The sequence below is a fragment of the Rhodoflexus caldus genome (assembly GCF_021206925.1).
Taxonomy (GTDB): Bacteria; Bacteroidota; Bacteroidia; order Cytophagales; family Thermoflexibacteraceae; genus Rhodoflexus; species Rhodoflexus caldus.
Genome location: NZ_JAJPRF010000003.1, coordinates 104,463 through 120,964, shown reverse-complemented (window position 1 = coordinate 120,964; position 16,502 = coordinate 104,463). Strand labels below are relative to the sequence as shown.

Annotated in this window: 18 protein-coding genes; 16 read left to right on the top strand and 2 right to left on the bottom strand. The window is 48.6% G+C overall.

Annotation, left to right across the window (positions count from 1 at the left end; all coding sequences use genetic code 11):
* Position 1: 1 nt before the first annotated feature.
* From NDK19_RS04755 to NDK19_RS04735, 5 genes are all read left to right on the top strand, one after another.
* Complete coding sequence (locus NDK19_RS04755) at positions 2-1,039, top strand: FecCD family ABC transporter permease (RefSeq protein ID WP_250630705.1); 1,038 nt, start codon at positions 2-4, stop codon at positions 1,037-1,039.
* Positions 1,036-1,887: a heme ABC transporter ATP-binding protein gene (locus NDK19_RS04750; RefSeq protein ID WP_250630704.1), complete on the top strand. Its 852-nt coding sequence runs from the start codon at positions 1,036-1,038 to the stop codon at positions 1,885-1,887. The genes NDK19_RS04755 and NDK19_RS04750 overlap by 4 nt, the downstream gene beginning before the upstream one ends.
* 43 nt (positions 1,888-1,930) lie before the next feature.
* Positions 1,931-2,968: a hemin-degrading factor gene (locus NDK19_RS04745; RefSeq protein WP_250630703.1), complete on the top strand. Its 1,038-nt coding sequence runs from the start codon at positions 1,931-1,933 to the stop codon at positions 2,966-2,968.
* 132 nt (positions 2,969-3,100) lie between these two features.
* A complete protein-coding gene (locus NDK19_RS04740; protein ID WP_250630702.1) occupies positions 3,101-4,741 on the top strand; it encodes a sodium/sugar symporter in 1,641 nt (546 codons plus the stop codon).
* Positions 4,742-4,976: 235 nt separating this feature from the next.
* Complete coding sequence (locus NDK19_RS04735) at positions 4,977-5,456, top strand: DUF4442 domain-containing protein (protein WP_250630701.1); 480 nt, start codon at positions 4,977-4,979, stop codon at positions 5,454-5,456.
* A gap of 31 nt (positions 5,457-5,487) precedes the next feature.
* Here the strand turns inward: NDK19_RS04735 and NDK19_RS04730 are convergent, their stop codons facing one another.
* Both NDK19_RS04730 and NDK19_RS04725 read right to left on the bottom strand, forming a co-directional pair.
* A complete protein-coding gene (locus NDK19_RS04730; protein WP_250630700.1) occupies positions 5,488-6,387 on the bottom strand; it encodes a polysaccharide deacetylase family protein in 900 nt (299 codons plus the stop codon).
* 60 nt (positions 6,388-6,447) lie between these two features.
* Positions 6,448-7,149 carry an isochorismatase family protein gene (locus tag NDK19_RS04725; protein WP_250630699.1) on the bottom strand — a complete coding sequence of 234 codons (702 nt, stop codon included), beginning with the start codon at positions 7,147-7,149 and terminating at the stop codon, positions 6,448-6,450.
* Between the two features lie 70 nt (positions 7,150-7,219).
* Between NDK19_RS04725 and NDK19_RS04720 the strand changes: the two genes are divergently transcribed.
* From NDK19_RS04720 to NDK19_RS04670, 11 genes are all read left to right on the top strand, one after another.
* On the top strand, positions 7,220-7,999 hold the full coding sequence (locus tag NDK19_RS04720) for an enoyl-CoA hydratase/isomerase family protein (RefSeq protein WP_250630698.1): 780 nt from the start codon (positions 7,220-7,222) through the stop codon (positions 7,997-7,999).
* 31 nt (positions 8,000-8,030) lie between these two features.
* Complete coding sequence (gene yihA / locus NDK19_RS04715; RefSeq protein WP_250630697.1) at positions 8,031-8,639, top strand: ribosome biogenesis GTP-binding protein YihA/YsxC; 609 nt, start codon at positions 8,031-8,033, stop codon at positions 8,637-8,639.
* Between the two features lie 48 nt (positions 8,640-8,687).
* Complete coding sequence (locus tag NDK19_RS04710) at positions 8,688-9,107, top strand: DUF5606 family protein (RefSeq protein WP_250630696.1); 420 nt, start codon at positions 8,688-8,690, stop codon at positions 9,105-9,107.
* Positions 9,108-9,468: 361 nt separating this feature from the next.
* Entirely contained in the window at positions 9,469-10,071 is a 603-nt protein-coding gene (locus NDK19_RS04705; RefSeq protein WP_250630695.1) for an RNA polymerase sigma factor, read from the top strand.
* A 363-nt stretch (positions 10,072-10,434) separates the two neighbouring features.
* Entirely contained in the window at positions 10,435-11,622 is a 1,188-nt protein-coding gene (locus tag NDK19_RS04700; RefSeq protein WP_250630694.1) for a hypothetical protein, read from the top strand.
* Positions 11,623-12,041: 419 nt separating this feature from the next.
* Positions 12,042-12,662 carry a DUF4136 domain-containing protein gene (locus NDK19_RS04695; protein WP_250630693.1) on the top strand — a complete coding sequence of 207 codons (621 nt, stop codon included), beginning with the start codon at positions 12,042-12,044 and terminating at the stop codon, positions 12,660-12,662.
* Between the two features lie 154 nt (positions 12,663-12,816).
* Positions 12,817-13,197, top strand: coding sequence for a RidA family protein (locus tag NDK19_RS04690; protein WP_250630999.1), 381 nt, complete (start codon positions 12,817-12,819; stop codon positions 13,195-13,197).
* Positions 13,198-13,271: 74 nt separating this feature from the next.
* Complete coding sequence (locus NDK19_RS04685; protein WP_250630692.1) at positions 13,272-14,063, top strand: queuosine precursor transporter; 792 nt, start codon at positions 13,272-13,274, stop codon at positions 14,061-14,063.
* A gap of 15 nt (positions 14,064-14,078) precedes the next feature.
* On the top strand, positions 14,079-14,738 hold the full coding sequence (locus tag NDK19_RS04680; protein WP_250630691.1) for an RNA polymerase sigma factor: 660 nt from the start codon (positions 14,079-14,081) through the stop codon (positions 14,736-14,738).
* Positions 14,735-15,514 carry a hypothetical protein gene (locus tag NDK19_RS04675; protein ID WP_250630690.1) on the top strand — a complete coding sequence of 260 codons (780 nt, stop codon included), beginning with the start codon at positions 14,735-14,737 and terminating at the stop codon, positions 15,512-15,514. The genes NDK19_RS04680 and NDK19_RS04675 overlap by 4 nt, the downstream gene beginning before the upstream one ends.
* A 6-nt stretch (positions 15,515-15,520) precedes the next feature.
* The gene (locus NDK19_RS04670) at positions 15,521-16,453 is read left to right on the top strand and encodes an outer membrane beta-barrel protein (protein ID WP_250630689.1); all 933 of its coding nucleotides are present in this window, start codon (positions 15,521-15,523) and stop codon (positions 16,451-16,453) included.
* Positions 16,454-16,502 lie beyond the last annotated feature (49 nt).

Genomic DNA, 16,502 nt, shown 5'->3' with positions numbered 1-16,502 from the left:
TATGAAACAAACGCTTATTATTTCGGTACTGATTGCCTTATTGTTGGCAGTAGTCGTTTGCTCGGTGTGCATCGGGGCGGTTTCTATTGGCTGGCGCGAACTGTTGGCAATCGTCAGCCATCGCTTTGGCGGCGAAGCTGTCGGGTTTGAGCCGCAACAAGATGCCGTTTTTTGGATTATTCGCCTGCCGCGTGTGTTATTGGGCGTATTGGTAGGGGCTTCATTGGCAGTGGCAGGGGCTTCCATGCAAGGCTTGTTTCGCAACCCGCTGGCAGACCCGGGACTGATTGGCGTTTCTGCCGGTGCTTCGCTTTTTGCCGTTGTAATGATTGTACTGGAAATCAAGGTGTTTACCGCTCTCTCGGGACTATTGGGATTCTATGCGCTGTCGGTCTTTGCCTTTGGCGGTGCGGTGATAACCACGCTGACCGTTTACCGACTTTCCAAAACGGGCGGCAAAGCCGTTATCGCTACTATGTTGCTGGCAGGTATTGCCATTAACGCACTTGCGGGGGCACTTACGGGGCTACTGACCTACACCGCCACCGATGCACAATTGCGCAGCATCGTATTCTGGGGTTTGGGTAGTTTGGGCGGGGCAAGTTGGGAAAGCGTAGCCGCCGTCGCGCCGTTCGTGCTGCTGCCGATGATTGCACTGCCGCGCCTTTCAAAAGCCCTCAATGCGCTGGCATTAGGCGAAAGCGAAGCGGCGTATTTGGGCATTGATGTCAAATCGCTCAAACGCCAAGTCATTTTGTGGGCAACCATGGCAGTGGGTGCATCGGTTGCAGTTGCCGGAACTATCGGCTTTATCGGGCTGGTGATTCCGCACTTGCTGCGCCTGTTTGCAGGGGCAGACCATAAACTGATTCTGCCCGCTTCGGCGCTACTGGGTGCTGCCGTCCTGACCACGTCCGATTTGATTTCGCGCACGGCGGTTGCGCCTTCCGAATTGCCCATCGGTATCATCACTGCGATGCTTGGTACGCCCTTTTTCCTTTGGATTCTGATAAAAGAAAAACGCCGCATGACCGTATGATTCAGGTTTCACATCTCAGCTACCGAATCGGGGCAAAACAGTTGCTGTCCGATGTTTCGCTGGAAGCCCGCGCAGGTGCTTTCACTGCCATTGTCGGTGCTAACGGTGCAGGTAAATCTACCTTGCTCAAAGTGCTTTGCCGCGACTATCCCTTGCAGCAGGGCAGCGTGTATTTTCACGGCAAGCCGTTGAACAGTTTTTCGGCAATGCAAATGGCACAAATGCGTGCCGTGCTTTCGCAACAACAGCAACTTTCACTGCCATTTGTATGCGAAGAATTGGTACTAATGGGACGCTATCCGCATTTCAACGGGCATCCGACCCCGACCGACCGTGCAATTGTTGATTTTGCCATGCAACAGACAGGTACGCAGCATTTGAAAGGCAGGACCTATCAAACGCTTTCCGGCGGTGAACAACAGCGCGTGCAATTGGCGCGTGTGCTGGCGCAAATTACCGACAGCAGAGAATTGCACAACCCGCAGTCGCCTGTTGATACGCCAAAATATCTTTTTTTGGACGAACCGATTACGGGTTTAGACCTGCTGCATCAATACCACACCTTAGACCTTGCCCGCCGATTGGCACAAAAAGGCTATTGCGTGGTGGCAGTACTGCACGATTTGAACCTTGCCGCACAGTACGCCGACCATCTGATTATGCTCAAAAAAGGTAAGGTCATAGCGGCAGGCAGCCCGCAAGAGGTCATGACTTGTGAAAATATTCACCGCGTATTCGGGGTAGAAGTCAATTTGATGCAGCATCCCGAATCAGGCTGCCCGTTCATTGTGCATGTACACAGGCAGTCATATGTAGGGACAGGGTATGTCCTGCATGATGTACCATAAAAAAGATTTCATCATCATTTATCATTTAACCCCCTCAAACGTTATGCAAACCATTCTGAAAAACCTCAAAGAACGCTACGAAGCCTTCAAGGCTGCTCACCCGAAAGTCCGCATTCGCGAAGCGGCAAAACAATTAGGCGTAAGTGAAGCCGAATTGGTCGCCTGCGGCATTGGGGAAACTGCCGTGCGCCTGCAAGGCGACTTCCGCGAAATACTCAAAGATGTACCTTCATTAGGCTATGTGATGGCACTTACCCGCAACGACCATGTTGTGCATGAGCGTAAAGGCGTTTATGAAAACGTTTCTTTTGATAATCACGTAGGGTTGGTCTTGGGCGATGATATTGACCTGCGCCTGTTCATGATGCACTGGGCATTCGGCTTTGCCGTGAATGAAAACGAACGCCTGAGTCTACAATTTTTTGACAAAAGCGGCGAGGCAGTGCATAAAATTTACCTGACCGAAAAAAGCGACCGCGAAGCATTTGAAGCATTGGCAGAAAAATACCGCGCCGCAGCCCCCTACGCACCTATGGAAATAATTCCGTACCCTGCACCCGAAGCCCCGCAACCCGATGAAACGATTGACATCGTCGGATTCCGCAAGGCATGGCTCAACATGAAAGACACGCACGAATTTTTCGGCATATTGAAAAAGTACAAAGTCAGCCGCACACAAGGGCTGCGTTTAGCCCCCGAAGGCTATGCGTGGGAAATTTCCATAGAACAGGTCAAGCGGGTATTCGCTGCCGTATCCGAACAGCAATGCCCGATTATGATTTTTGCGGGCAATCGCGGTTGCATTCAAATCCATACGGGGCTTGCGCGCAATATTGTGCCGATGAACGGTTGGTTCAACGTACTTGACCCCGAATTTAACCTACACCTGAAAGACCAACACGTTGCTTCGGCATGGGTAGTGCTCAAACCCACCGAAGACGGCATCGTTACGGGTGTTGAGCTATACGACGCAGCAGGGCAAAATATCATCCTCATGTTTGGTAAGCGCAAGCCCGGCATCCCTGAACAGCAACTTTGGCGCGATATTGTGGCGCAGGAAGCACAGCCCTTGTTCGTATAGTATTACTTGCCACAATTGCACAAGCATTTGTATTCTTGTGTACTTGTGGCAACGAGATTTGTCTCCCAAATGAAAAGTTCGTATTGTTGTGAAGTACAGAAATGAAAAAACGTTTCAACTTCACATCAGGCTATGACACAACTTGATTACATCGTTTTTATCGGCTATTGCATCACTATTATAGCTATCGGTCTGTGGGTATCACGCGAAAAGAAAGGGCACGAAAAAGATTCTAAAGACTACTTTCTGGCAAGCCAGTCGTTGCCATGGTGGGCTATTGGCGCATCGCTGATTGCCTCCAACATCTCTGCCGAGCAGTTTATCGGCATGTCGGGGTCGGGTTTTGCGATGGGGCTTGCCATTTCTACCTATGAGTGGATGGCTGCTGCTACGCTGTTGGTCGTAGGTAAGTTCTTCTTGCCCGTCTTCCTCAAAACAGGCATCTACACCATGCCGCAGTTTCTGGAATCGCGCTATGACAGCCGCGTGCGAACCACAATGGCCGTTTTCTGGCTGTTGGTTTACGTGTTTGTAAACCTGACTTCCGTGCTTTATCTGGGCGCGCTTACGCTGCATACAGTGTTGGATGTACCCATGATTTACGCCGTTATCGGACTTTCGGCCTTAGCGATTGTGTATTCCATCTATGGAGGTTTGATGGCGGTTGCATGGACGGATGTAGTGCAGGTCGTGTTTCTGGTTGCGGGTGGCCTGGCCACCACCTATCTCGCGCTTGACCTCGTAGGCGGTGGCGACGTATTGGCAGGACTGGCAGCATTGCGCCAAAAAGCTCCCGAACATTTCCACATGATTTTCTCTGAAGGGCAAATGATGATTCCCGACGGTTCGGGTGGTAAAAAAGACGCATATTTGGACTTGCCCGGTTTGAGCGTACTCATTGGCGGCATGTGGATTGCCAACCTGAACTACTGGGGCTGCAACCAATACATCACACAGCGCGCACTGGCCGCTAAAAGTTTAGACGAAGCGCAAAAAGGTGTCATCTTCGCAGGTTTCCTGAAACTGCTCATGCCGCTGATTGTGGTTGTTCCGGGCATTGCGGCTTACGTGGTTGTAATGCAGGAAGGCGGCGCAGGCACTTTCACCACTGCCATGACCGACGCAGCAACAGGTATTGTCAAATCTGACAAAGCCTACCCCGCATTGCTAAACCTGTTACCCGTAGGACTCAAAGGCGTGGCTTTTGCGGCATTGGCGGCAGCCATCGTTTCATCGCTTGCCTCTATGGCCAACAGTACCGCTACTATTTTCACCATGGATTTGTATAAAAACTTTATCAATCCAAAGGCATCGGAGGCCAATCTGGTGAAAACGGGACGCATTGTTGCACTTGCTGCCTTTGCCATTGCGGCAATTGTTGCACCGGCCTTGGGCGCGTTAGACCAAGCCTTCCAATTTATTCAGGAATATACAGGCTTTGTATCGCCGGGGGTTGTGGCAATTTTCTTGTTCGGTTTCTTCTGGAAACGCACCACCGCCAATGCTGCCCTGTTTGCAGCCATTACAACCATCCCGCTGTCGGCACTGCTGAAACAATTGCTGCCTGCGCTGCCCTTCATTGACCGCATGGGGGTTGTTTTCCTCGTGCTGGCAGCCGGCATCATCATCATCAGCCTGATGGACAGCCGCAGCAAAGACAATCCGAAGGGCATTACCGTTGATGCTGCACTCTTGCGTACCAGCACCACTTTCAACATTGGCGCCATGCTGATTGCCGGAGCGATTGCCGCGCTGTATATCATTTTCTGGTAGTTGTATTTACACCTGACAGGTTTGGGAAGCCTGTCAGGTGTAAATATTTGTTTTTCAGCAATTTACATGAAACATTTTTCGCAAACCTCTTGCGCTTTCATTAGCTGCTGATGCACCTCTGTGCATTTTGCGTTTGAGCCTTGGCATACACTGCGGTTTGTCTTTTTTACCGCAAAAGGCGCAAAGGTTTACCACAGAGAACACAAAGAATTTTAGCAATTGATATTGTAGTACTATGTCTTCAACCAATCGTCTGGCGACTTATGCCAAACGTTTAAGCAAATACCCCAAGTGGGTACTTTCATGGGCAGTCGGTCGCGCTGTTCCCTTAGTGGGTACTGCCGGTATTCATTTTGAAAAACTGACTGAAAATGAGGTGGTTCTGCACCTGAAAAACCGCCGCAAAACAGGCAACCACATCGGGCAGATTCATGCAGCAGCCATGATTTTGCTGGCCGAAACCGCAACAGGCATGGTCGTCGGTATGAACGTCCCCGATGACCGCCTTCCACTTATCAAATCCATCAAATCGGATTTTGTGAGGCGCTCGCAAGGGGCTATGCGCGCCGTTGCTACGCTGACTCCCGAGCAACAGGAAATGATTCGCAATACACCCAAAGGTGAACTCTACGTGCCTGTTACCGTAACCGATGAAAGCGGCGAGCAGCCCATTGTCTGCGAAATGCTCTGGGCGTGGATTCCGAAAAAGAAATAAAAACGAAGGCAGCCCGATTGAGCTGCCTTTTTTATGCCTCAATTGCTTGAAGCACAATATCATAATAGTGTTCGTAGTAATACTCCGCTATTTCGGCAGCAGTAGTAACCCACACATCGGGGTGTGAAGTAATGTAAGCAAGTGCCTCCTCAAACGGTTTGATGCGGTGCGGATGCCCTACCAAATAGGCATGAAGCGGAATACACATGACAGTGCCGCTTTCCTCTCCTTCGCGATACAGTGTGTCAAACTGCCGCTTCAACACGTCGGCATAGTGGCGCGGGCTTTGAAAATAGCTGTTGTAGCAAATCACATCGTTCACTTCCAACGAGTAAGGCATTGAAATCAGCTTACCCGAACGGACTTTCAGTGGTTGTGGCTGGTCATCCTGAAACAAATCGCAGGTGTAGATAATACCGGCTTCTGCAATCAGGTCAAAGGTGCGCTCCGTATGTGTCAGTGCAGGTGCAAGCCATCCTTTAATGGTTTGCCCCGTAGCTTCGCGAACAGTTCGGAATGAATCCTGAATAATTGCGCGCTCTTGCTCTTCGCTCATTCCGTAGGTATAACGCGTATTGTAGATGCCGTGCGAAAAAAACTCCCAGTTGCGCTCTACGCAGGCCTGAATAATTTCGGGGTGATGCTGGCACATGGCTACCGACAGCGACACGCTGCCACGCACGCCGTATTTGTCCATCACCTCCATCATGCGGTAATGCCCGACGCGGTTGCCGTAGTCGCGCATGGAGTAGCCGCGCACATCAGGGTGCGGCCTTGCCCAAGGCTTGCGCATGGGGTTTTGCGGCGGGTCTAACTCATAAAACTCAATATTGGGCGCTACCCAAAAAGCAATTTTTGCCCCGTTTTTCCAACGGATTTTCGGGCGGTTTTGGTAAGGCCAGTAGCTGTACAGTTCAGGGTCGCGTAGCATAAAAAATAAGATTGACAGTGAACGGGTATATGTTGATTGAGACTTTAGCTATTTTGACTATCAGCGATTTAAAAACTCATTGATGCGCTTTTCCAAAACGGGTAGCCTGTTCAAGTAGTCTATCACCGCCTGCACCGGCTCTACATCGGCATATTTGAGCAGCATATCGGTCAGGTTGGCAAAGTGATAACTTTCGTGCTTGTCGGCCACACATTCTTCGGGGACAATGGTGCGATACCCTCGCGAAAGGCTGTCCACAGCCGCAGCACGCACACAGCCCGAAGTGCTGCCTCCCGTAATAATTACGGTATCTACCTGATGCCATGTCAGCAGCGAGCCAAGCGGTGTTTCAAAAAACGGCGAAGGCATTTTTTTGCAATAAATTACGTCGCTTTTGGCATCCACAACCAACCGTTTGTCAAACTCGGCGCGCTCCGAGCCGAATTTGATGTTTTGCAGCGAATCGGGTGTATTGGTGCGCGTTCCCCATACGCCTGCATCTTCGCCGCTGTCCATATAGGCTACATAGGTGAATATGACAGGGATATTTTTACTACGGGCAATGCGGTTAATTTCGTTGATGTATTCAATTTGTCGCGGGTCGGTTTCGTAGGCGGTTTTAAAAGTTGCCGTATCGGTGTAAGCACGCTGCAAATCAATATTGACAATGGCAGGGCGCTTACCAAAACCAAATTTAGCCCGCTGCGGATTGGCTTTTATTTCATAATAAATTTCCCGGGCGGTCTTATTTGAAAGTTCCATACCTTATTCGTTTGGGTAAATATAAGCAAATCCATAACTTGCTGCTCGTAACTACCGATTTTTTACTGATATGATGTTTGAGAACCTTTTGCTGGTGAATGAAAACGGCATCCTGACCATCACCATCAATCGCCCTGAAAAGCGCAATGCGCTTAACATCCGCACGATGCAGGAAATTGAGGCCGCCTTTCAGTTAGTGCAAACCGATGAATCTATACGCGCCGTTATACTGACAGGTGCCGGCGACAAGGCATTTGTAGCAGGTGCCGACATTTCCGAAATCACCAATTTAGATGCAGAACAGGCACGTGCTTTTGCCGTAAAAGGACAGCATATTTTCCGCATGATAGAAACCTGTGGCAAACCTGTTATTGCAGCAGTAAATGGTTTTGCATTGGGTGGCGGTTGCGAGCTTGCGATGGCTTGCCACATGCGCGTAGCCGTTGAAAATGCCAAATTCGGCCAGCCGGAGGTAAACTTAGGCATTATCCCGGGCTACGGCGGTACGCAGCGCCTCAGTCGTTTAATCGGCCGCGGCAAAGCACTTGAACTCATGCTCACTGCCGATATGATTAGCGCAGCCGAAGCCCTGCAATTGGGTTTAGTGAACCATGTAACCGCCTCACAGGAAGCCCTTTTGGAAAAAAGCCGTGAAATTCTGCATAAAATTATGAAGAAAGGCCCCGTAGCCGTTGCACAAACCATCCGCGCTGCCGATGCTGCCTTTCTGCCCATAGACGGCTACGAAGTGGAGGCCGAAGCCTTTGCTGCCTGCTGCCAAACGCACGATTTCAAAGAAGGCACACAGGCATTCTTAGAGAAGCGCGAGGCAAAGTTTACCGGACGATAGCACATACGGCAGAATGTCCTAACTTTGCGCCGTGCAAATTCACAGTGCCAAATTCGTCAGCAGCAATTCGGAAGTAGCCAAGTGTCCGTCAGGGCATTTGCCCGAATACGCTTTTATTGGCAGGTCTAACGTAGGCAAGTCATCACTCATTAACATGCTGACTGCCCGCAAAGGGCTGGCAAAAACCTCAGCCACACCCGGCAAAACGCAGGTCATCAATCATTTTATCATTAACGATAACTGGTATTTGGTCGATTTGCCCGGTTACGGCTATGCCAAAGTGAGCCAAGCCAGTCGTGTGCGCTTTTCTGCAATGATTGAAAAATACCTGCAACAGCGCAGCAATCTGGTTTGCACGTTTGTACTGATTGACATTCGGCACGAGCCGCAAACCAATGACATGGATTTTATGGGTTGGATGTTGGAGCAACAACTGCCGTTTGCCATGATTTTCACCAAAGCCGATAAGCTATCAAAGACTGCAGCAGCCAAAGCTGTGGCGCACTATACCGAACTTACCCTACAATATTGGGCAGAAATGCCGCCCTTATTTATCAGTTCTTCCGAAACGGGGCAGGGGCGCGAGGAGATTCTGTCCTACATCGAGTCATTGAATCAATTATCGAAACAAAATAAATAGCAGCCTGCTCATTTACGTGCTGCCTTATTTCAAGCAAAAATCAACACCATGAATCTGACCAATATTGCAGCCGTGGCAGGAAAGCCCGGCCTCTATCGCGTAATTAAACCGACACGTACAGGAGTTATTCTGGAAAGCATTGATGAGAAGCGTACACGCTTTGCCGTTGGTATGAACAGCCGAGTTTCCGTATTGAAAGAAGTAGCCATTTATGCTTACAATGCGGAGGGCAGCGTGCCACTGGCCGATGTGTTCCGTTCCATGCATCAATGGCAGGGCGAAATCCCTTCGCCAAATGCTCCTGCGCAAGAACTGACGGCTTTTCTGGCTGAAATTCTGCCGGACTTTGACCGTGAAAAGGTTTATGCTTCCGATATTAAAAAGCTCATCACTTGGTTCAATATTCTGTCCAAGCACGAACCGGATTTATTTTTAGCCGAAGAAGCACCCAAAACCATCGACGAATAATATATTTTCATCGACGAAAACAAAAAAGCACCCGCTGAACAGGGGTGCTTTTTTGTTTTTTCACCGAAAAAAATCAAGCAATCAGCCAACAAATAGTTAAAAAATGTTAAAAACAAGCAATTAATACAATAGATTTACTTACACAAAACTTACATGAAACGCGTTATAATTTTAAATATAATACCTTAATTATCAATTACATACAGTAACAAAGTATTGGCGAAGCGCCAAATAAGTCTTTCGGCAATCGGTAAATTTTTATCGGCGACTTTGGTTTTATCGATTGTATTACTACCTTTGTCTAAGAAATCAAACATTTCACCGAAGACAAATTCAAATCAATACTAAACTTTGAAGCGCCATGAAAACTGTAGCCCTCACCTCCGCCAATGACAGCGAATTAGTAGTTAGTTTCCGCAACGGCAACGAGAACGCCTTTAACCTACTTTTCAGCCGTCATCGTCAGCGTTTGCTTGCCGTTATCTACAACATCGTGAAAGACGCGGAAACAGCCGAAGACCTGCTACAGGAAACCATGATTAAAGCGCTGGACACTATTCGCTCTGACCGCTATAATGACGAGGGCAAGTTTTTACCTTGGATTGCGCGCATTGCCCGCAATATGGCAATTGACTTTTTCCGCAAGCAAAAGCGTTATCCTAATATGCGCATTAAAGAAGGTTCTGCACTTTACAATACCATTGAACTGTCAGAAGCCTCTATTGAAACTACTCAGATTCAGTCCGAGACATTCCGCCAACTGAAAAGCTATATTCATCTGCTGCCTGAAAATCAGAAAGAAGTGCTGATGATGCGTCATTACATGAAAATGAGTTTTCAGGAAATTGCCGATGTTACCAACGTAAGCATCAATACCGCACTGGGACGTATGCGTTATGCGTTGCTGAACCTACGCCGCGCGATGGAGAAAAACGGTGTGGCAGCAGAATACTTGGCGGCTTAACCAACCCGTTCATCGGTGAATTTAATTTTACTTCTGCTCATCATTCTAACCCGCTTAATAAGATAACCCGATTTTTACTGACTTTTCAAACCCGATTTTTTTCATGTGTCCGCTTGCTTTTTGCGAGCGGGCATTTTGTTTATATGCTGTTTTCAGGCCGATAAATTTGGAAATGGGGGAAAAACTATTAGCTTTGCAGTTATGTTTTTCTGCAAAAGATGATTTTCTTGTCTGGTGCAGTTAAACAAGGAAAGCTTAACTAACTGACAAACAATTAGTTGGCTTTGTTGAGGAAAGCCCTCAGCCTTCGGGTTACAGTCTATGGTCTGTACCCGCTGCATGGTTGTACCAAACAAAACCTTCATGTTACCCAGTTGTAGTTTTAAGTACATCATTCAACGCAATTTTGCCCCTCTTTTCATCCTTACCGCTGCTGCTTTCAGTATTTTGTATTTTGAAATCGCTCTTTCGGCCATTCAACGGGCAGTGGTTATCGGTTTAACACAAGCACTTTTGGTTGTCGTTTTCACGCGGATGCTGCCAACGTCTGTTACTGTTCAAAAATGGTGGCAGTTGCTTTTTATCCCGCGTCCTATCGTATCGTTAGGTACTCCTTTACTGGCTTCACTTGGTTTTACGCTTGCCGTCGTATGGCAATTCCTTACCGCAACCGGTGAAGATTCGGTTTTTACCTCTTTTGCTTATGCCTCTTTGGGCTTTGCAGCAGGTACTTCGGTTACGTGGTTGCTGGCTAATTTGCTTCTGGAACACCGTTCAGCCAATGTAAAGCCTCACTTCGCCATTGAGCAGGAATACATCCACATTTTTGCCGCCGCAGTAGTGGCAGCCGCTTTTCTGGGAATCACACTCATAAACGTCAGCGCCTTTCAAACAACACGCCTTGCATATGCACCTGTTTTTGTACCATTGATTTATGGCATTGGCAGTGTTTGTATTGCGCTTTTACCGGCATACCTGACCGATAATCGCAGCAACCGTCAAGGTTTGCTCACATTGGCGGCAGGCCTTGCAGCGGCCTTATTACTCATGCTGCTGGCACAATGGCTGGTTGAAACCGTCTTCCCTGCCAACTGGGTGAAAAACGGCAGAGAATATACCGCCGGCCAGTTGGCGCGCCTTTGGTGGATAGCTATTGCCGCAGGTTATATAGCGGGCAGTTTGGAGAAAATTTACCAAACAGCAGCCAAACGCTACATGGAGTATTTGCTCAATCGTCCCGCACGACAGATTGTTTACAATGTATTTTTGCATGTATCGGTTAATCATGTGATGGCGTATTTACCTACGCTGCTTATGATAGCCGCACTGATTTATGCGTATATGAACGGAGGGATTTACGGAACCTCGCTGGCTGTTTTAGGAACAGTATCTAACCTTGGTACAGGTAAGCTAACTGTTGCCAACTCAATGCTCACCGAGCAAGTGCAATACCTGACCGATGGCGCCAAGCGCAAGTTGCGCCTGCTTTCTCCACCCATGGCCGCGCTTATTAGAAAAAGTAACAAAATGAATACATCGGAAATAGTTTAACCCCAATTCGCTCAACTTAAAAAGGTCATCTTTCAAACGATGGCCTTTTTTAATTGAAAAAATTCGGATGCAGAATTTCGTTTTTCTCTGCCCAAAACATCTTAGCCGCGTTCATCTGTGCTATCTGTCGCAATTGGCATGCTTATGTCGTGCGCTTTCAGTTGCCGAACTGCTTAACTTTTGCCGTATTTTTTGCTAACCATCCGAATTGCACCGGCAGGGTCTGCTCAAAACATCGGTTTACTGCCACATGAAGTCATCCTGTTTGCAACAAAAACGAATGACACATTCCTTATTTATTTTTTTGCAAAGCAAACTTTTTTCACTTAGTTTTATGATTATCAAAGGCTTATGCCAATCTGTTTCTTTCAACAACAAACGTCTTTCCTGTTTTTCCCATCCAATCTATCCTGAAACGTATGCAGCGATTGATGAATCTTTTCCGAACTTTTACCTGCGCTGCCGTGCTGATGACAGTTGCGCTCTCCTTTACCAATTGCTCTACTTCGCAAAAACTCAAAGTAGAGTCTGACTACAGCTATCATGGTAAATTCAAAAAGTACAAGTCTTTTGACTTTGTGAAAGATATGAACCCCAACCGATTGGAAGACGACCCGCAAAGCCGCATTATTGAAGATGAAATCCGCTTTCGCATGGGCTTAATTGGCTACAAACAAACCGATAAAAAACCCGACCTGCTGGTTTCTTACCGCATCTTCTTTGACGACTTGCGTTTTACGGGCTTCAACCAACCCGATATTGAAGAATGGGTGCGCTACGAAGACGAAAAGGAAAAATACGACCCCATTAAGTACAACCTGCGGCAAGGCACCCTGCTTATCCTGTTTTTTGACGGCAAACAACAGCGCACCGTTTGGCAAGGTTACGCTTCGGGTATCTTTGGCAATGCACTTTTTGCCAGCGAAAAAATGCTGAAACGTCCCGTTCGTGCTATTTTTGACCGCTATCGCTTCCTTGCTGAAGGCTTCCCTTACGATGAGCGCGCGCGAAACAATTCTGACAGAGAAAACAATGAATAAAACCAACCTGCTTTTTATTTCTGCTTTTATGCTGCTGGTCGTTTTGGGCGTACTTCTATACCTGATGTTCAACTTAGACCACCGTCAGCCCGCCGAAACAGTAAAAATCTCATCCGATACTTTATCTTTGGCAACCAAAAACCAATCAACAGCCATGCATCAAATCATCAACAGCGACCGCGCCCCTGAACCTATCGGGCCTTACAATCAGGCAGTGCGCGCAGGCAATACGCTTTATGTGTCAGGTCAAATAGCCATCAATCGCGAAACAGGCGAAATGGTAACAGAAGACATTGCCTCTGAAACCCATCAGGTGATGCGCAATTTAGAGTTCATTTTGCACGAAGCAGGTATGGGCTTCCGCAACGTGGTGAAGTGTACCATCTTCCTGCGCGACATGAACGACTTTGCTACCGTGAACAATATCTACGGGCAATATTTTACTTCACATTTCCCTGCCCGCGAAACGGTACAGGTAGCCCGCCTGCCCAAAGACGTAGGCGTGGAAATTTCCTGCATTGCCGTAGCGCAATAGGCAGCAGCAAAATACAGATTTTACATAACCCGACGGATTTTGAAAACCCGTCGGGTTTCTCATGGAATTAGGCTATGACCCAACTGCAACAGAAGAAAAACACCCTGTTTTTTGTCCTCAGCGGACTTTTTTTGACCAACGCCTTGGTTGCCGAAATGGTAGGCACCAAAATTTTTTCGCTGGAAAAAACCTTGGATTTTCCACCTGCGCAAATCCCTCTTTTAGGCGATTTTGTGCTGGATTTTAATTTGACGGCAGGTGTGGTGTTGTGGCCTGTGGTGTTCATCACCAGCGATATTATCAACGAATACTTCGGCAAGGCAGGTGTGCGCAAAATTTCCCTGCTCACCGCAGCCTTTATCAGCTATGCGTTTCTGATGATTTACGCCGCTACGCAACTTACCCCCGCCGATTTTTGGTTGAGCATCAACAGCACCGACAGCGCAGGCAACCCACTGAATATTGACGAAGCCTTCAACCGCATTTTTCTGCAAAGTTTGGGCATTATCATCGGTTCATTGGTGGCGTTTTTGGTCGGGCAGTTGCTGGATGCCGTTACGTTCCAGTGGATTCGCCGCCTGACGGGCAGCCGCATCATCTGGCTGCGGGCAACAGGCTCAACCTTGGTAAGCCAACTGATTGACAGTTTCATCGTATTGGGCATTGCGTTCTACGTATTCGGCAACCCACGATGGACGTTTGAGCAAGTGGTTTCCGTCGGCATCATCAACTACATCTACAAATTTGCCATTGCCCTTATCATGATTCCTTTGCTGTACATCATGCACTTTGCCATCAAGTCTTACCTTGGCGACAAAGCCTCTGAGGAAATGGCAGACGAAGCGGCAAAAACAGAGTTATTTTGAGTTGGTTACAGTTTTGTGCCGAGGCAAAGTTTTTCCGCCCTTGCAAGCAACCTTTCCGCCGCCTTTTACATCTTATCGTCGGAAACCGACCGACCGATGTTTGGCTCTGCCAAAAAATACGACGAACAAACAGCCATAGCAGACTGCCTCAAAGGCAAGCAAGCTGCGCAAGAATGGCTCTACAAGCGATTCAGCAGCCGTATGCTGGGCGTTTGTCTGCGCTATTTGCCCGACCGCCACGAAGCCGAAGATGCCATGATTGCGGGTATGGTGAAAGTTTTTCGGCATTTGCATACCTTTAACCATCAGGGCAGTTTTGAAGGCTGGGTGCGTCAAATTGTGGTCAATGAAGCGCTGGCAATGCTCAGAAAAAAGGCAGGCAAACACCAAACCGACATAGAAGAGGCAGACGGCTACCATGAGTCGGACAGCCAAGCCGATGCAGCCCTGCACACCGAAGAACTGCTCGCACTGGTGCAGCAACTGCCCGCAGGCTACCGAACGGTTTTTAACCTCTATGCCATTGAAGGTTACAGCCATCAGGAAATTGCCGATATGTTGGGCATTTCGGAAAGCACCTCAAAGTCGCAACTGAACCGTGCCCGCAACATGCTCAAAGCGCGAATTGCCGCCCTTGAAAATACCGTAACCCTGTCAAGCCCGAAAGTATCATGAAAACCACGCCCGATTTCAACGACAAAAACGCGGTAGATGAACTGTTCCGCAAGGCACTTGCCAACTATGAGGCAGAGGCTTCGGCTTCGGCACATCAAAAATGGCAGGCGGAAATGGCACGCTTGAACCAAAACGGCGACAAGCGCAGAGGCTGGATTTGGTGGACGGCAGCGGCGGCATTGGTGGCAGCAATGGCAACGGGTAGCGGCTATTGGTACATCACACGCACCGACAACGCATCGGCAGAAAGCAGCCCGACAGCGACAGAAGTTTCCGCAGAAAAATTTGAAAACGCGAAGCAACCTTCCCAAGTGCTTCCGCATCTTACCCGTGAAAAGGCAAAGGAGGAAGTGCCGCAAGCGCAATCGGCAGGTATAACAGCCGCAATCCCTGACAGAAGGCAACAGCAACCAACCATTGCACCGCCTGTTCATACCGGTAAACAACAGGCAGAGACAATGGCAAACCGTCAGGAACAAACAGTTGAGCCGTTGCAGCCTGCCATTGAGCCAAAGGAAACGGCTACCCAAGAGGAACAATTGCCGTTGGAAGTATTCATCAGGTTAGGCAATGAATCATCAGCCAAAGGCAGCCCATCCGCCGATGCACCTGCTGCTGAAGCGGTAGAAGAAAGCCACCTGAAACGCCTCTGGAAGCGGCTCAACGGCAAGCCGACGGTGAAAGACACCGCAGAACCGCGTGTGGAAACGCGCATATTCGGCATCCCGACCGACAGCCTTTTCAAAAAGAAAAACAAGCGCAAAACACAAGAGTAGCAACGTATGAAAACTTTATCACATCTCTTCTGGCTGCTTCCATTTTTGCTGTTAGGCAGCCTGCCCGCTCATGCTTTTACGGCGGGGAAACTTCATGACGAAATCAAAGACGATACCGTCGTTATTAAGTACGGCAAGAGTAAAATCGTGCTGTTCATTGCCGATAAAGCTGACCGCGAAAAGCTCAAAACGCTGGATATCAACAGCTTGCTGCAAAAAATTGCCGTAATGGATTCGGTCAGCCGCGACACGACTTTTACGCTGGACAACGTTTCGTTTTCGGTACAAACCGAAAAGCCCGCATCGGAACAACAGCCCGATAAAAAACCAAAGCGCGAAAAGCCTTTCCAACGCATCTACGGCGATGTGGATTTGGAATTAGGGTTGAACAACTACCTGCAAAACGGCAGCATACCCAACGGCATGCCCTACGATTTAAGCCCCATAGGTTCGCGCTATGTGGCATTGGGCGGAAGTTTTAATGCTCGCCTCACCAAAAGAGTGCGCCTCATTACGGGAGCGAATGTTTCTTGGCACAATTTCATGTTTGACGGCGACGTAACGCTGCAAAATACGCCGCAGGGTGCGGTTTTTGAACCTGCCGCACAGCCCTTGCGCAAAGGCAAACTCACCGTAGCGCACCTGAACGTTCCTTTCATGATTGACATTGGCACTCATAAAAATGCCATTGCCGTAGGCGGCTACGTCGGCTATCGGTTAGACAGTTATACGCGGCAAGTTTACACGCTCAACGGTCAGAAATTCCGTCCGCGTGAGCATGGCGGTTACGGGCTGAACCAATGGCGCTACGGGCTGCGGGCAGAGGCAGAAGTGCTGGGCTTGCGCACTTTTCTCAATTACGACCTAAGCACGCTTTTTGCAGCAGGCAGAGGTCCCGAGCTGACCCCCGTTAGTTTCGGCGTGGTTTTCGGCAGGTAAGGTGAATAACAACTTTCACTCGGCGTACTTTGCGGTAAAAATTTCAGTC

Bases quoted from the DNA above. Each gene is read 5' to 3' on its own strand.
- NDK19_RS04755 (WP_250630705.1), top strand. From the start codon at position 2: ATGAAACAAACGCTTATTATTTCGGTACTGATTGCCTTATTGTTGGCA.
- NDK19_RS04750 (WP_250630704.1), top strand. From the start codon at position 1,036: ATGATTCAGGTTTCACATCTCAGCTACCGAATCGGGGCAAAACAGTTG.
- NDK19_RS04745 (WP_250630703.1), top strand. From the start codon at position 1,931: ATGCAAACCATTCTGAAAAACCTCAAAGAACGCTACGAAGCCTTCAAG.
- NDK19_RS04740 (WP_250630702.1), top strand. From the start codon at position 3,101: ATGACACAACTTGATTACATCGTTTTTATCGGCTATTGCATCACTATT.
- NDK19_RS04735 (WP_250630701.1), top strand. From the start codon at position 4,977: ATGTCTTCAACCAATCGTCTGGCGACTTATGCCAAACGTTTAAGCAAA.
- NDK19_RS04730 (WP_250630700.1), bottom strand. From the start codon at position 6,387: ATGCTACGCGACCCTGAACTGTACAGCTACTGGCCTTACCAAAACCGC.
- NDK19_RS04725 (WP_250630699.1), bottom strand. From the start codon at position 7,149: ATGGAACTTTCAAATAAGACCGCCCGGGAAATTTATTATGAAATAAAA.
- NDK19_RS04720 (WP_250630698.1), top strand. From the start codon at position 7,220: ATGATGTTTGAGAACCTTTTGCTGGTGAATGAAAACGGCATCCTGACC.
- NDK19_RS04710 (WP_250630696.1), top strand. From the start codon at position 8,688: ATGAATCTGACCAATATTGCAGCCGTGGCAGGAAAGCCCGGCCTCTAT.
- NDK19_RS04705 (WP_250630695.1), top strand. From the start codon at position 9,469: ATGAAAACTGTAGCCCTCACCTCCGCCAATGACAGCGAATTAGTAGTT.
- NDK19_RS04700 (WP_250630694.1), top strand. From the start codon at position 10,435: ATGTTACCCAGTTGTAGTTTTAAGTACATCATTCAACGCAATTTTGCC.
- NDK19_RS04695 (WP_250630693.1), top strand. From the start codon at position 12,042: ATGCAGCGATTGATGAATCTTTTCCGAACTTTTACCTGCGCTGCCGTG.
- NDK19_RS04690 (WP_250630999.1), top strand. From the start codon at position 12,817: ATGCATCAAATCATCAACAGCGACCGCGCCCCTGAACCTATCGGGCCT.
- NDK19_RS04685 (WP_250630692.1), top strand. From the start codon at position 13,272: ATGACCCAACTGCAACAGAAGAAAAACACCCTGTTTTTTGTCCTCAGC.
- NDK19_RS04675 (WP_250630690.1), top strand. From the start codon at position 14,735: ATGAAAACCACGCCCGATTTCAACGACAAAAACGCGGTAGATGAACTG.
- NDK19_RS04670 (WP_250630689.1), top strand. From the start codon at position 15,521: ATGAAAACTTTATCACATCTCTTCTGGCTGCTTCCATTTTTGCTGTTA.